General features: G+C 65.6%; 15 protein-coding genes. 7 read left to right on the forward strand and 8 right to left on the reverse strand.

What is annotated here, in order from left to right; all coding sequences use genetic code 11:
• The first annotated feature begins 94 nt into the window (after positions 1 to 94).
• The 5 genes from CMN27_RS01715 (at position 95) to CMN27_RS01735 (ending at position 5,654) form a co-directional block, all read left to right on the forward strand.
• Positions 95 to 1,678, forward strand: coding sequence for a bifunctional GNAT family N-acetyltransferase/carbon-nitrogen hydrolase family protein (locus tag CMN27_RS01715; protein WP_293623672.1), 1,584 nt, complete (start codon positions 95 to 97; stop codon positions 1,676 to 1,678).
• A gap of 97 nt (positions 1,679 to 1,775) precedes the next feature.
• Positions 1,776 to 2,525, forward strand: a complete 750-nt coding sequence (locus CMN27_RS01720; RefSeq protein WP_293623673.1) for an NAD-dependent deacylase — start codon at positions 1,776 to 1,778, stop codon at positions 2,523 to 2,525.
• A gap of 85 nt (positions 2,526 to 2,610) precedes the next feature.
• Positions 2,611 to 3,375 carry a ParA family protein gene (locus CMN27_RS01725; RefSeq protein WP_293623674.1) on the forward strand — a complete coding sequence of 255 codons (765 nt, stop codon included), beginning with the start codon at positions 2,611 to 2,613 and terminating at the stop codon, positions 3,373 to 3,375.
• A gap of 69 nt (positions 3,376 to 3,444) precedes the next feature.
• On the forward strand, positions 3,445 to 4,881 hold the full coding sequence (locus CMN27_RS01730; RefSeq protein WP_293623675.1) for a nodulation protein NfeD: 1,437 nt from the start codon (positions 3,445 to 3,447) through the stop codon (positions 4,879 to 4,881).
• A gap of 2 nt (positions 4,882 to 4,883) precedes the next feature.
• The gene (locus CMN27_RS01735) at positions 4,884 to 5,654 is read left to right on the forward strand and encodes a slipin family protein (RefSeq protein ID WP_293623676.1); all 771 of its coding nucleotides are present in this window, start codon (positions 4,884 to 4,886) and stop codon (positions 5,652 to 5,654) included.
• Between the two features lie 16 nt (positions 5,655 to 5,670).
• Here CMN27_RS01735 and CMN27_RS01740 read toward each other — a convergent pair whose 3' ends face one another.
• The 3 genes from CMN27_RS01740 to CMN27_RS01750 are packed head-to-tail and all read right to left on the reverse strand — an operon-like array spanning position 5,671 to position 7,436.
• Entirely contained in the window at positions 5,671 to 6,408 is a 738-nt protein-coding gene (locus CMN27_RS01740) for an AMP phosphotransferase (protein WP_293623677.1), read from the reverse strand.
• Positions 6,398 to 7,063, reverse strand: coding sequence for a CoA pyrophosphatase (locus CMN27_RS01745; protein WP_293623688.1), 666 nt, complete (start codon positions 7,061 to 7,063; stop codon positions 6,398 to 6,400). Before CMN27_RS01745 ends, CMN27_RS01740 begins: the two co-directional genes overlap by 11 nt.
• A gap of 13 nt (positions 7,064 to 7,076) precedes the next feature.
• Positions 7,077 to 7,436, reverse strand: coding sequence for a type 1 pili tip component (locus tag CMN27_RS01750; RefSeq protein ID WP_293623678.1), 360 nt, complete (start codon positions 7,434 to 7,436; stop codon positions 7,077 to 7,079).
• 158 nt (positions 7,437 to 7,594) lie between these two features.
• Here CMN27_RS01750 and CMN27_RS01755 point away from each other — a divergent pair, with 158 nt between their 5' ends.
• Positions 7,595 to 7,855, forward strand: coding sequence for a hypothetical protein (locus tag CMN27_RS01755; RefSeq protein WP_293623679.1), 261 nt, complete (start codon positions 7,595 to 7,597; stop codon positions 7,853 to 7,855).
• 21 nt (positions 7,856 to 7,876) lie between these two features.
• Here CMN27_RS01755 and CMN27_RS01760 read toward each other — a convergent pair whose 3' ends face one another.
• The gene (locus CMN27_RS01760; protein WP_293623680.1) at positions 7,877 to 8,827 is read right to left on the reverse strand and encodes a transaldolase; all 951 of its coding nucleotides are present in this window, start codon (positions 8,825 to 8,827) and stop codon (positions 7,877 to 7,879) included.
• Positions 8,828 to 8,925: 98 nt separating this feature from the next.
• Here CMN27_RS01760 and CMN27_RS01765 point away from each other — a divergent pair, with 98 nt between their 5' ends.
• Positions 8,926 to 9,675, forward strand: a complete 750-nt coding sequence (locus CMN27_RS01765) for a class I SAM-dependent methyltransferase (protein WP_293623681.1) — start codon at positions 8,926 to 8,928, stop codon at positions 9,673 to 9,675.
• 13 nt (positions 9,676 to 9,688) lie between these two features.
• Here the strand turns inward: CMN27_RS01765 and CMN27_RS01770 are convergent, their stop codons facing one another.
• Genes CMN27_RS01770 through CMN27_RS01785 form a run of 4 tightly spaced genes read right to left on the reverse strand, consistent with a single transcriptional unit; the run spans position 9,689 to position 13,468 of the window.
• Complete coding sequence (locus CMN27_RS01770) at positions 9,689 to 10,213, reverse strand: gamma carbonic anhydrase family protein (RefSeq protein WP_293623682.1); 525 nt, start codon at positions 10,211 to 10,213, stop codon at positions 9,689 to 9,691.
• 47 nt (positions 10,214 to 10,260) lie between these two features.
• On the reverse strand, positions 10,261 to 10,950 hold the full coding sequence (gene tsaB / locus CMN27_RS01775; RefSeq protein ID WP_293623683.1) for a tRNA (adenosine(37)-N6)-threonylcarbamoyltransferase complex dimerization subunit type 1 TsaB: 690 nt from the start codon (positions 10,948 to 10,950) through the stop codon (positions 10,261 to 10,263).
• Entirely contained in the window at positions 10,947 to 12,854 is a 1,908-nt protein-coding gene (locus CMN27_RS01780; RefSeq protein ID WP_293623684.1) for an ATP-dependent DNA helicase, read from the reverse strand. Before CMN27_RS01780 ends, tsaB begins: the two co-directional genes overlap by 4 nt.
• Complete coding sequence (locus CMN27_RS01785) at positions 12,851 to 13,468, reverse strand: tetratricopeptide repeat protein (protein ID WP_293623685.1); 618 nt, start codon at positions 13,466 to 13,468, stop codon at positions 12,851 to 12,853. Before CMN27_RS01785 ends, CMN27_RS01780 begins: the two co-directional genes overlap by 4 nt.
• Positions 13,469 to 13,588 lie beyond the last annotated feature (120 nt).

Below are 13,588 nucleotides of genomic sequence, written 5' to 3' on the forward strand. Positions count from 1 at the left end.
GCCCCCGGCTGCGCGCAAGCTGCCGCAGCCGGGGCGCCAGCGTTATCGTGGCCGTCACACCGCTCTAGTCATCGAGGTTACCGAGGGATCGTTCATGCCCAGTCAAAGCCGTTCACGTCTGATCGTTCGTACCGCCAATCTGTCCGATATTCCGGCCATCAACCGGGTGGTACAGCGCACCTACCCGAACCTCGACGATTACACCTTCGACGAGCTGCGCGGCCAGATCAACAACTTCCCCGAAGGCCAGCTCGTCGCGGTCTACGAGGATGTGGTGGTCGGCTACTGCGCAACGCTGTGCCTGCCCGAGGATCAGGTCATGCGCCCGCACACCTGGGCGCGGATCACCGGCAACGGCTATGGCTCGACCCACGATATCGACGGCGACTATCTCTACGGCTACGAAATCTGCGTCGATCCGGAAGCACGCGGGCTGCGCATCGGCCAGCGCCTGTATCGCGAGCGTGAAGCCCTGTGCGTGAAGCTGGGCCTCAAGGGCATCGTCTTCTCCGGGCGCCTGCCGGGGCTCAAGCGGCGTTTCAAGAAGTACGGCAGCGCCGAAGCCTATGTCGAGGCAGTCCAGAACAAGGAAATCCGCGACTCGGTGCTGAGCTTTCAGCTCAACCAGGGCTACGAACTTCTCGGCGTCATGCCCAACTATCTGCCGCCGGACGAAGAGTCCATGGGCTACGGTGCCCATCTGCTCTGGCGCAACCCCGAGTACAAGTACCGCGAGGACGTCGCCGGCGACTCGCACGTGCATCTGCAGCGCCCGGCCACGGTACGTATCGCCACCATCCAGTATGGCCAGCGTGCGATCAACTCGTTCGACGAGTTCGCCCAGATCGTGACTTATTTCGTACAGGAAACGGCGGACGCCAAGGCCGACTTCGTGGTGTTCCCGGAGCTATTCACAGTCCAGCTGCTCTCGATCAAGAACGAAGAGCTGCGTCATCGCGCGGCGATTCAGCGCCTGGCCGACTTCGTGGACGAATTCCGCGAGTTGATGTCATCGCTGGCGGTCAAGTTCAATATCAACATCATCGCCGGTTCCCACCCCACGCGGGTCGGGGACGATCTGCAGAACGTCGGCTATATCTATTTGCGCGACGGCTCCGAATACCAGCAGCCCAAGATCCACCCCACGCCGGGCGAGCGCCACTACTGGAACATCTCCGGCGGCGATTCGCTCAACGCGATCGAAACCGACTGCGGGCCGATCGGCGTGCTGGTGTGCTACGACAGCGAGTTCCCCGAACTGTGTCGGCATCTGGCCGACCAGGGCATCAACATGCTGTTCGTGCCCTATTCCACCGAAGACCGCAACGGTCACCTGCGGGTGCGCTATTCGGCCCATGCGCGTGCGGTGGAAAACCAGATCTATGTCGCTACCGCGGGCAACGTCGGCAACCTGCCGCGTATTCATGCCATGGACCTCCACTACGGGCAAAGCGCCATCATCACGCCCTGCGATTTCGCCTTCGCTCGCGACGGCGTGGCCGCGGATACCACCCCCAACGTGGAAATGGTGGCAATCGCGGACGTCCGCCTGGACGTACTGCTGGATGCACGCACCACGGGGTCGGTACAGAACATGCTCGATCGCCGGCACGACCTCTACCACGTGCAGTGGATGCCGCGCCGGCGCGCGGTCAAGGCGCCGCGCAATCGTCGCTAGCGGCATGACGGGCGGCGGCGACGGTCGTTAGAGTATCGGGCAGCGTTTTTCCAATGGCCGGTCTTCGGGCCGGCGCTGCCTCATGACAGCGACTCCGATGATAGATGCGGCGGCCCGCTCACTCGCGCACAGCCAGCGCTTGCTCGTACTTTCCGGCGCCGGGCTGTCGGCCGAATCCGGCATTCCCACCTTTCGCGAAGCCCAGAGCGGCCTCTGGGCGAAGTTTTCGCCGCAGGACCTGGCCACGCCAGAAGCTTTCGACGCCAACCCGGAACGCGTCTGGGCCTGGTATCGCTGGCGGCGCAGCCTCATCGCCCGTGGCGGCGTCAACGCCGGGCATCGTGCGATCGCCGCCCTCGAAAAGCATCTGGACGTGGTGATCGCCACCCAGAACGTCGACGGCCTGCAGACCGCAGCCGGCAGCCGCGATATCTGCGAACTGCACGGCAATATCTGGGTGGACCGCTGCAGCGCCTGTGACACCGAGCACAGCCAACCCGTAGCCGAAGCCGACGAGTCGGCGGCGTTGCCCCGCTGCGATGCCTGCGGCGCGCTCATGCGCCCGGGCGTTGTCTGGTTCGGCGAAATGCTGCCCATTCACGCGCTCGAACGGGCCCAGGCCGAGCTCGATCGCTGCGACTGCGTGCTCGTGGTGGGCACATCCAATCAGGTTTATCCGGCCGCCGCGCTGGTCGAGATGGCGGTCGCCGGCCCCGCGACGGTGCTCGAGGTCAATCCACAGACGACGTCCGTATCCGCTGGCGTGGATACACATATCGCGCAAACCGCGAGTACGGCGCTGCCCGCACTTGTCGACAGGCTCGACGCCTCGCGAGCGGCCCGCTAAGCTCGATGTTCGGCCTTTTCCTTTTGACGGCTGTCTGCCGGGCGCCGTACCGAAGGCCGGTCTGGCCATACACAGGGAGTAACGAATGACGCGTCGCGTGGTGTTCAATCAGAAAGGTGGAGTGGGCAAGACCACGCTGTTGTGCAACCTGGCCGCGATCGCCGCGGCTCGCGGCAAGCGTACGCTGGTGATCGATCTGGACGCCCAGTGCAACGCCAGCCAGTACCTTCTTTCCTCGGACAACCGTCAGGCCGAGTCCGGCAGCGCGGATTTCTTCGAAGCCACGCTGTCGCGGGCGCGCACCGGCGACAGTCTCGCGGACTACGTGACCGACTCCCCCTTCGACAACCTGTCGGTGGTGGCCGCCCATCCGGATCTGGAAGAGCTGCGCGTCAAGCTCGAGGCCAAGCACAAGATCTACAAGCTCAAGCAGTCGCTGGCGCGCCTTGAAGGCTACGATGCGATCTTCATCGATACGCCGCCGGCGCTGAATTTCTATTCCCAGTCAGCACTGATCGCCGCCGATCGCTGCCTGGTGCCCTTCGACTGCGACGATTTCGCACGCCAGGCTCTGTATTCGCTGTTCGACAACATTCACGAGATTCAGGACGACCATAATCCGGACCTGGTGATCGATGGCATCGTCGTGAACCAGTTCCAGGCCCGGGCCAAGCTGCCCGAGCGCATGCTCGCCGAGCTCAAGGCCGAAGGCCACCCGCTGATCGAAACGCGTATCACCTCCTCGATCAAGGTGCGTGAATCACACGACGCCTCGATTCCGCTGATTCACTACGCGCCGAACCACAAGGTCACGCAGCAGCTGGTCGCCCTTTACGATCAACTCGACTAGGCAAGCGCTGTACAACCTCTCGCTGGCGCAACGCATGATACGCCTATCGCGTATTATCGGGGTATGGCTATGCGGCGAACCCTGCTGTTCCTATTGTCGTTCGTCGCCCTGCTGACGAGCGCGACCGGGCTCGTCGCCCAGCCGTCGACCGAAACCCCCGCGCCGATCCGCGAAATCGCGATCGAGGGGCCGATCGGCCCGGCCACCAGTGCGTTCATCGAGCGCGAACTCGAACAGGCCGCGGCCGCGAACACGCCGCTGATCATCCTGCGCCTGGATACGCCCGGCGGGCTGGACGGCGCGATGCGCGATATCGTGAAAGCAATTCTGGCCTCGCCCGTGCCGGTGGCCGGTTATGTCGCACCGGGCGGCGCGCGAGCGGCCAGCGCCGGGACCTATATCCTTTATGCCAGCCATATCGCGGCCATGGCGCCCGCGACGAACCTCGGCGCAGCCACGCCGGTATCGATTGGGGGCGATGGTTCGCCCCCCGCCGATGCCGAGCCCGAAAAGTCGCCGGCATCCGAAAGCGACGACATCGCCGAACAGACGAGCGACAACGCCACCGCGAAACGTCGCAAGGCGGTCAACGACGCCGTGGCCTATATCCGTAGCCTGGCCGAACGGCGCGAGCGCAACGCCGACTGGGCCGAACAGGCCGTGCGCGAGGGCACCAGCCTGTCGGCGCAAGCCGCCCTCGATGCCAACGTCATCGACCTGATCGCAGCCGATACCACGCAGCTTCTGGATCGGATCGACGGCCAGCGCGTGGAAACGGCGGCCGGCATGCAGCAGTTGAACGTGGCCGGCGCGCGCGTCGAGCACCACGAGCCCGGCTGGCAGACCGAGCTGCTGTCGGTGATCACCAACCCGACCGTGGCCTATCTGCTGTTCATGATCGGCATCTACGGGCTGATTCTGGAAGGCCTGAACCCGGGCACCGGCGTACCGGGCGTGGTCGGCGCCATCAGCCTGCTCTGCGCGCTGTTCGCCTTTCAAGTGCTGCCGGTCAACTATGCCGGGCTGGCGCTGATCGCCCTCGGTATCGGCCTGATGATCGCAGAGATGTTTGCGCCCAGTTTCGGTATTCTGGGCCTTGGCGGTGTCGCTGCCTTCGTGTTCGGCTCGATCATGCTCATGGATACCGACGTGCCCGGCTTCGAGATTCCCTTCGGCCTGATCGGCGGTATCGCGGTGGCCAGCGCCCTGCTGCTGTTCGGCATTCTTTACATGTTCCTGCGTTCGCGGCGCGAGCGCATACATACCGGCCATGCCGGGCTGATCGGCAGCCGCTGCGTGGCTCTTGCGGACTTCGAACGCGAAGGCCGCGTTCTGCTGCACGGCGAGTCCTGGCTGGCGGTCAGCCCGACGCCGGTTGCCCGTGATGACGCGCTCGTGGTCACCGCGGCCGAAGGCCTCAAGGTATTCGTGCGCCCCGCCGGCCCGGCGGATACAACCATTGCAGCGGGCAACGCGCCAGCGCGTACGCCCGCTACGCGGAGATAGCCATGCTCATCAATTTCGGTTTCGCCCTTATCATCCTGCTCGCGCTGGTGATCTTTGCCTCGATCAAGATCCTGCCCGAGTACGAACGCGGCGTGATGTTCACGCTCGGGCGCATGACCGGGGTGAAAGGCCCCGGCCTGTTTCTGGTGATCCCGGTCATCCAGAAGATGATCAAGGTGGATATGCGCGTGGTGGTGCTGGACGTACCGCCGCAGGACGTGATCTCGCGCGACAACGTTTCCGTGCGCGTGAACGCGGTGGTGTATTTCCGGGTCATCGACGCCGACCGGGCCATCGTGGAAGTCGAGCACTTTTACGACGCGGTCAGCCAGCTCGCCCAGACCACGCTACGCAGCGTCCTGGGCAAGCACGAGCTGGACGAAATGCTTGCCGAGCGCGACAAGCTCAACGCCGATATCCAGGAAATCCTCGATCGCCATACCGATGCCTGGGGCCTGAAAGTCGCCAACGTTGAAATCAAGCAGGTCGATCTCGACGAAAGCATGACCCGGGCGATCGCCCGCCAGGCCGAAGCCGAGCGCGCACGCCGCGCCAAGGTGATCAACGCCGAGGGTGAAATGCAGGCCGCCGAAAACCTGCGCGGCGCCGCCGAACAGCTCGCGCGCGAACCCCAGGCCCTGCAGCTGCGTTATCTGCAGACGCTGGTCGATATCGCCGGCGAGAACAATTCCACTATCGTGTTCCCGCTGCCCATGGACCTGATCGAACCGCTGCTCGATGCCGCCAACAAGATGGGCGAGCGCAAGAGCTAGAAGCCCAGGTGAGCGGCTAGTCGCTGGCCGCCATGAAGCGTTCGACCACCGGGTCGACCGTCGGTACCGCCGTCAGGTCGATCCCCTCGCCCAGCACCGCCACGATATGACGCATGGCGGCGACGCGGGCCTTTCGCTTGTGGTTCGCGTCGATGCGCATCCACGGCGCGGCCGCCGTGGAGCAGCGCTCGAACATGCGCGCGTATGCCTGTTCGTAGTCCTGCCAGCGGGCGCGGTTGCGAATATCGTCGGCGGTGATTTTCCAGCGCTTGGCCGGGTTCGCATAGCGCGAGCTAAAGCGCTCCAACTGGGTATCGGCATCGATATCGAGAAACAGCTTGACCAGACGCACGCCGTTGTCGACGAGCGTGCGCTCGAAGGCGTTGATCTCGTCGTAGGCGCGCTCGCATTCCTGCGCCGATATGAATCCTTCGATCGGCTCGACCAGCACGCGGCCATACCAGCTGCGATCGAAGATCGCGATTTCGCCGGCTGCGGGAATACGCCGCCAGAAACGCTGCAACCAGAGCTCGTCACGTTCGACGCTATTCGGCGCCTTGATTGGCCAGACGGTCAGGTGGCGCGGATCCAGCACCCAGGCGATACGCCGGATCAGCCCGCCCTTGCCGGCGGCATCCCAGCCTTCGAGCACGACCACCGCGCTGCGCCGGTCCTGTGCATAGGCATGCTGAATGGCGACCAGCTCGGCCTGCAGGGCTTCCAGTTCGTCGTCGAGCGCCTTCTTATCGGCCATGGGAGTTCACCGGTTCTTCGGCCCGACGGGGCAGCGCCAGCGGGCGGTCTTCGGCATGGGCAAGCCGCTGGACCAGCCCCAGCAGAATGCCGGCGGTCGCGCCCCAGATATGATCGTCGCGATAGTCGATGCCGTAGACGTGATACGTCTGGCCATTGCGCTCGTAGGGATACTCGCGATAGTTGTCCAGCTCCAGCAGATGCGCGAGCGGCACGGCAAACAGGCGGGCGACTTCCGCATCGTCGGGATAGACGTCGGCGTGCGGATCCACCCAGCCGACGAAGGGGCTGATCACGAAGCCGGTGACGGTCGGGTACTCCGGCAACTCGCCGAGTACTTCGACGTGTCGCGGCTGTAGTTCGATCTCTTCTTCGGCTTCGCGCAGCGCGGCCTGTTCGGCATTGCGATCACGCGCTTCCATGCTGCCGCCGGGGAAACTGATCTGGCCCGGGTGATGACGCAGCGCGGCGCTGCGCTGGGTGAAGTAGACATAGGGTTCGGGGGCGGCCACCACCGGGATGAGCACGCCGGCACGGCGCGCAGCCACGCCGTAGTCCTCGATCGGGCGGTTGTCGCCCGGTCCGGTATGGCCCGGCGGCATCGTGACCGCTAGAGCCCGTTCCAGGCGTCGGCGCCAGGCCTCGGCCGCGTCCACAGCCGTCAATGCATCAACCGTTCGACGGCGGGCGCTGGTCGATACGCTCGCCGGCCTTGAGTTTCTCCGCGTACTCCTTGGCCAGCGCCTGGAAGCGCGGCGTAAGCCCGGCATCGGCATACATCGGGTCGCCCTCTTCGTCGTAGGCGGCGATTTCGTTACCCGGCTCGTAGGAGAAGGAAGACGCCAGTTCGTCCAGGGCGGCCGCCAGCAGGTCGGTCAGAATGCGCTCCTGGGTCAGCCCGGGGAACAGATCGCACAGGGCCGCGACCTTGGCCGCGTCATAGAGCGGCAGACGAATCTCATAGGTTTCGTCGGTTCGGGTTTCGCCGGCGTTGGCTTTCCATTGAGCGACCAGTTCGTTGACTTTCATCCGGGTACCTGCAGTTTGAAGAATCGATGCGCGTTTCAGCCCGCATAGATTACGAGAGTCACGCGTATTCGAACAACGTTGCATGCACCTTTTAAAGTCGCGTTGACCCGCTTCTAAGCGCCTGCTAGCTTGGCGCCAACTCAACCCGAGAGTAACGCATGGCCAAGACCGAAAAGACCTGGAGCCTCAAGGAAATCGACCAGCAGCGCGGTGACAAGAAAGGTACGGCGTTCCTGGCATTCAAGCAGCTCAAGGACAGTTTCGACGAGGGCCGCGACTACTATTACCTGAGCGCCAGCCAGGATGCGCGCGAGATCGAGCAGCTGCGCAGCGCCGGTCGTATCTACGAAAGCACCGTCAACGCCATCCTGCTGACCGAAGGCGGCTATAGCGCGGTACTCGACTACCTCGACGGCTGAACGCGCGCAAACGCGCCGCGTTCAACCGGCCATTTGCTGCTCGAGTGCGCGCTGATCGTCGGCAAAGCGACGAATCCCCTCGGCCAGTTTTTCCGTGGCCATGGCATCGGCGTTCATCGCCCAGTCGAAGGCCCCACGGTCGAGCATCAGGCGCGGCACGTCGGAATCGGTGTCGGTGATGCCGGGCGTATCCGCCTGCGGCAAGCCGGCCAGTTCCTCGAGCAGCGCGGGCGAAATCGTCATCAGGTCGGCGCCGGCGAGCGCCAGAATCTGTTCGCGGTTGCGAAAACTCGCCGCCATCACCTGGGTCGGATAGCCGTGCGTCTTGGCATAGGCATTGATCCGCCGCACGCTGGCCACGCCCGGATCGTCTTCCGGCGCATAGTGGTCCACGCCTTCGGCCTTCTTGTACCAGTCGGTGATACGCCCGACGAACGGCGAGATCAGGGTTACGCCGGCCTCGAAACAGGCCTGGGCCTGGGCCAGCGAAAAGATCAGCGTCATGTTGCAGGCAATGCCCTCGGCTTCGAGTACGCTCGCCGCGCGAATGCCGGCCCAGGTGCTGGCGATCTTGATGAGGATGCGATCGGGCGCGACCCCGAGTTCGCCGTAGTCGGCGATCAGCGCTCGTGCCTTGCGAATCGTGGCATCGGTATCGAAGGACAGACGGGCATCGACCTCGGTGGATACATAGCGCGGCACGACCTGCGTGAGTTCGCGTCCGAACAGCGTCATCAGCCGCTCGACGCGGCTCAGGCCACCACTGGGTGTCGCCGCCAGCGCCTCGTCGACGAGATGCCGATAGCGCGTATCGCCGGCGGCCTGCAGCACCAGACTCGGGTTGGTGGTGGCATCGGTCGGGCGATAGGCACGAATGGTCTCGAAATCGCCGCTGTCGGCGACCACCGTGGTACGGGCACGCAGGGCTTCGAGCGCGTTCGTCGCCGTATCGGGCGCAAGGGATCCGGACATCTCGTGACTCATGGCAAACCGGGGCCTCACTATAAAACAGTCCGGCGATCCCTCGCCAAGCGGTCGCACCCGGCCGCGCCGACAAAGGGCTTGCCGTCATGAACCCGTTGCCGGTTGACTTGCCGCCGCTGGTCGTCGACGACGACTCCGCCTCGGAGGGCGTAGCCATTCCGACCGGCTTCGAAACGGTCGCCCAGCCGCCCGAGGACGGCTTCTACCTGCGCGCGAGCGCCGACGGGCTCACCCTGCACCATGCCCAGGCGCCGGCCCGAGACCGCGGCCTGCGTATCGACCTGCTCGATGGCAGCGTCGAACGCCGGGCCGCAGGCGGCCGGCAGTCACCGCTTGCCCGCGCCCTGGGGCTGCGTCGCCATCCGCGACCGCGGGTGCTTGATACCACCTGCGGGCTGGGCCGTGACAGCGCCACCCTTGCCGCGCTCGGCTGCAGCGTCGTGTCGATCGAACGCCATGCGGTGCTGTTCGCCCTGCTCGAGGATGCACGCGCGCGTGCACAGAGCGCGCCGCCGAACTGGCTTGCCGCCTGGCCACGGCTTATCCACGACGATTCAGCGCGCTGGCTGGCGGATACGCCCGACGAAGAATTCGATATCGTCTATATCGACCCGATGTTCGATGCGCCGCGACGCAAGGCCCGCCCGCAGAAGGCACTGGCCTGGATGCACGAACTCGTCGGTACCGATACCGACGTGTCATTGCTGCTTGAACGCGCCCGTAGGACGGCCACCCGCCAAGTGGTGGTCAAGCAGCACGCTCGGGCGACGCCAATCGCCCCGCCCGACCGCCAGGTCGAAGGCAAGGCGATTCGTTTCGATATCTATTTGAGCTGAATCGCGCGCGGCGCTAAATGGCTGCCAGCCCGGCCAAAAAACGCTTGTAGTTCTCGACGTAGTGCGTAGCACCGCGCTTGAGCTTCTGCGCGTCTTCCTCGGTGAGTTCGCGTTTCACCCGCCCCGGCACGCCGATGACCATGCTGTTGTCGGGAATCTCCTTGCCTTCGGGCACCAGTGCGCCGGCACCGATCAGGCAGTTACGCCCGATCTTGGCGCCGTTGAGCACCGTGGCCTTGATGCCGATCAGGCTGTTATCGCCGATCGTGCAGCCGTGCAGCATCGCCTGATGGCCCACGGTGCAGTCGGCGCCGACGGTCAGCGGAAAGCCGGGGTCGGTATGCAGCACACAGCCGTCCTGGATATTGCTGCCCCGCCCGATCGTGATCAGCTCCTGATCGCCGCGCAGCACGGCGTTGAACCAGATACTGGCGTCCACTTCGAGCTTGACGTTGCCAAGCACGGTGGCGTTCTCGGCCACGAAGAACTGTCCGGCGTCCGGTGTTTGGGGGGTGATATCGTCCAGTCGATAGAGCATGTCGTCTCCTCCGATTGCTTGCGGTCGTCTTTAATTATCGAGCGCGCTCAGCGCCGCCCGCCGGGCTTGCGGGCGACGTCGTCGCGCACATAGACGGGCAGCGCCTGGGCGGCCGGCAGGCCCTCGCCGGCGCGTAGGGTCGGCAGCGCCAGACGCGCGATATCGAGCGCGTGCGGCCACTGTTCGACGGGTTCCAGCATCTCGGGCGCAACGCCGCGCTCGCCGGCGACGACGTGCCAGCCGTTGCCGGCCCGGGTGTATGCGCTGGCCGTGTCGGCATCGAGCTGCGCCGGGCGCATGACTCGTTCGACACCGAGCGGTTCAGGGTCGGCGCCCTGCCCGCGCTGGTAATCCGCGCTATAGATTTCGCCCATGCGGGCATCCTGGACCACGCGTACGCGCTGAACGCGCGCGTCGTTGTACAGACAGCGCGCGGCCAGCGCCGCGAGAGTGGATACCGGTACCACCGGCCGGTCGACGCCCGCGGCCAGGCCCTGAATGAGCCCGGCGGCGATCCGCAGACCGGTGAACGCGCCCGGGCCGCGCCCGAAGGCCAGCCCGTCGAGATCGGCCAGCGCGAGTTCCGCGCGTTCCAGCAGTTCCTGGGCGAGCGGCAGCAGCCGACGGCCATGCGCCTGCGGCGCGATTTCGAAGTGTTCGAGCTCGTAGTCGCGCTCGTCGTCGACCACGGCGACCGACAGCGCCTCGGTGGAGGCATCCAGGGCCAGTATTTTCATGCCGGCGCCAGCGAGTCGAGAAATTCACAGGCCACGGCCTGATCGCGGGTAATGGGCATGGGCGGCAGGCTCGCGCGAATGGCGCCGCCGTAGCGCGCCGTGAACAACCGGGGATCGCAGATGGCCAGCACGCCACGGTCGGCGGCGTCGCGAATCAGACGCCCCACGCCCTGCTTGAGGGTGATGATGGCCTGGGGCAGCTGATAATCCATGAACGGGTTCTCTCCGGCCTCCTTCATTGCGGTGAAGCGTGCGGCCAGCACCGGGTCGGCCGGCGAGGCAAACGGCAGCCGGTCGATGATCACCAGCCGCAGGGCCTGACCGCGTACGTCCACGCCCTCCCAGAAGCTGCTGGTCGCGACCAACACGGCGCCATCGTTGCTGCGAAAATCCGCCAGCAGCGTTGCCCGTGGCGCACTGCCCTGCATCAATACATCGATGCCGGCCGCCGCCAGTGCCTCGCCGTAGCGGGCCACCGCACGGTAGCTGGTACACAGCAAGAACGTACCGCCGCCCGAGGCCTCGATAAGCGCCAGCGCCTGGGATACCACGGCGTCGTCGAAATCGGGCGTGTTCGGCGCCGGCATGGCCTGGGGCGCATACAGCATGGCGTTGCGTTCATAGTCGAACGGACTGGGCAGCACCTGCTGGGTAACGTCGACCAACCCGAGCCGGCGACAGAAGTAGTCCAGGTCGTTCTTTACCGCGAGCGTGGCCGAGGTAAATATCCAGGCGCCGGGATAGGCTTCGATGGCGCGCGAGAACGGCGTGGCCGCGTCCAGCGGGGTGCTGTGCCAGATCCAGGCCGTGCCGCGTTTTTCCAGCCAGCTGATCCGGTCGACGTCGCTCGCGCTCACGGTGGTCAGGGCTGCTTCGAGCTCGCCACAGCGACGCGACAACGCCTTCATGCGGTCGCTGCGGCTGGCCACCGGCTCAAGGCCGGTCTTGAGCGCGAGCAGCGCGGCCGCCATCTCGTCACGCGCGCCGCGGCGTGTCTCGGTTTCCAGCTCTTCCCAGCTGCGATTGCCCGGCGGATCGCCCAGCACATCGGCAAAACGGCGTTCGGCGTTGCCGACATCCTTGAGCTTGGCTTTCAGCGCGGGCATGTCGCCACCGAGCGTATCCAGCTCGGCCAGGCCGTCGCGCACCAGATCCTTGAGCTGGCGCGCGGATAGCGCCTGGCCGAAAAAGCGTCCGGCGATATCGGGCAGCCGGTGGGCCTCGTCCAGCACGATCGCGTCGGCGCCGGGCAGCACCTCGCCGAAGCCGGATTCACGCAGCGTCAGATCGGCAAACAGCAGATAGTGGTTGACGATGACCAGATCGGCCGCCTGCGCTTCTCGGCGTGCATGCACCACCCAGCACTGTTCGAACAGCGGGCATTCCTGTCCCAGACAGTTGTCGGTGGTCGAGGTGATACGCGGCCAGAGCGCATCGCCGTCGCCCAGGTCGCCGAATTCGCCCAGATCGCCGGTGGTGGTTCGGGCTGCCCAGTCGCGTACCGCACGAATCTTGGGTGCAAGATACAGATCGCCACTGGCCTCGGTGAGGTTGAGCCTGTGCAGGCACAGATAGTTGGCGCGGCCCTTGAGCACCGTGGCATGTACCGAGCGCCCGAGCACCGTCTGCGCCAGCGGCAGGTCCTTGTCGTCGAGCTGGCTTTGCAGATAGCGCGTCGCCGTGGAGACGATGATCTTGCGCTGTGAGGCGAGCGCCGGCAGTAGATAGGCCAGCGTTTTGCCGGTGCCCGTACCGGCCTCGACCACCAGCCGTTCGCCGGCATCGATGGCACGGGCGACCGCGCTGGCCATCTCGGCCTGGCCCGCACGGGCCGCGTAGCCGGGCAGCGACCGCGAGAGCGCGTCATCGTCGGTGAAAAGCGCGGCGCCTGCCGCCGCACTCATCGCATGAACTGCTGGCTGGCGCTGCGATAGCTGCTGGCGCGCTGCATGGCCTCGTCGGCACCGCTGCGATCGCCGTCGGCGCGACGCGCTTCGGCAATCAGGCGCCAGTTGTCTGCGCGCACGAACGGATTATCGCCTGCGACGCTATTGGATTTACGTGCCATGGCCTCGGCCTGACCGCCCTGCCCCTGGGCGAGCTTGACCGCCGCCAGACGCTGATAAACAAAAGCGTTGCGCGGCTCGAGATCGAGGGCGCGTTCCAGTGTTGCGGCGGCCATATCCATATTGCCGTTACGCGCCAGTGTATCGGCCCGGCCGAGCAACGACAGCACGGCCGGGCTGCTGGCTTCCTGTGCGCTGCGCGGCGGCATCACCTCGGGCTTGCTCGGCCGCTCGGGTGGGCGCTGCGGCTCCTCCCGCGGCTGCGGCGAGGGCACGGTCGGCGACGCCGGGCCTTCCGGCGGCGGAAAACTGGTGCGCTGGGTGGTGGCACAGCCGGCCAGCGCTACGGCCAGCGCCAGTACTGGAACGAGCTTGTCGTGCTCGACACGGGCATCATGGTGTGGATCCGGCCGCACACGCAGGGCGCGCCGCCGCAGGCGTGCGTCCTGCACACGGCGTCGCTCATCTACTCGAGCTCGGGCTGGCTGATGGTCGTGTACGGCGGCGCCTTTGACGAGGAGCCACTCGACCAGCTGTGGTGCGCTGGCGGCGCTCGACAGAAGCTTGCGCCC

Source organism: Salinisphaera sp. (assembly GCF_002729955.1).
Taxonomy (GTDB): Bacteria; Pseudomonadota; Gammaproteobacteria; order Nevskiales; family Salinisphaeraceae; genus Salinisphaera.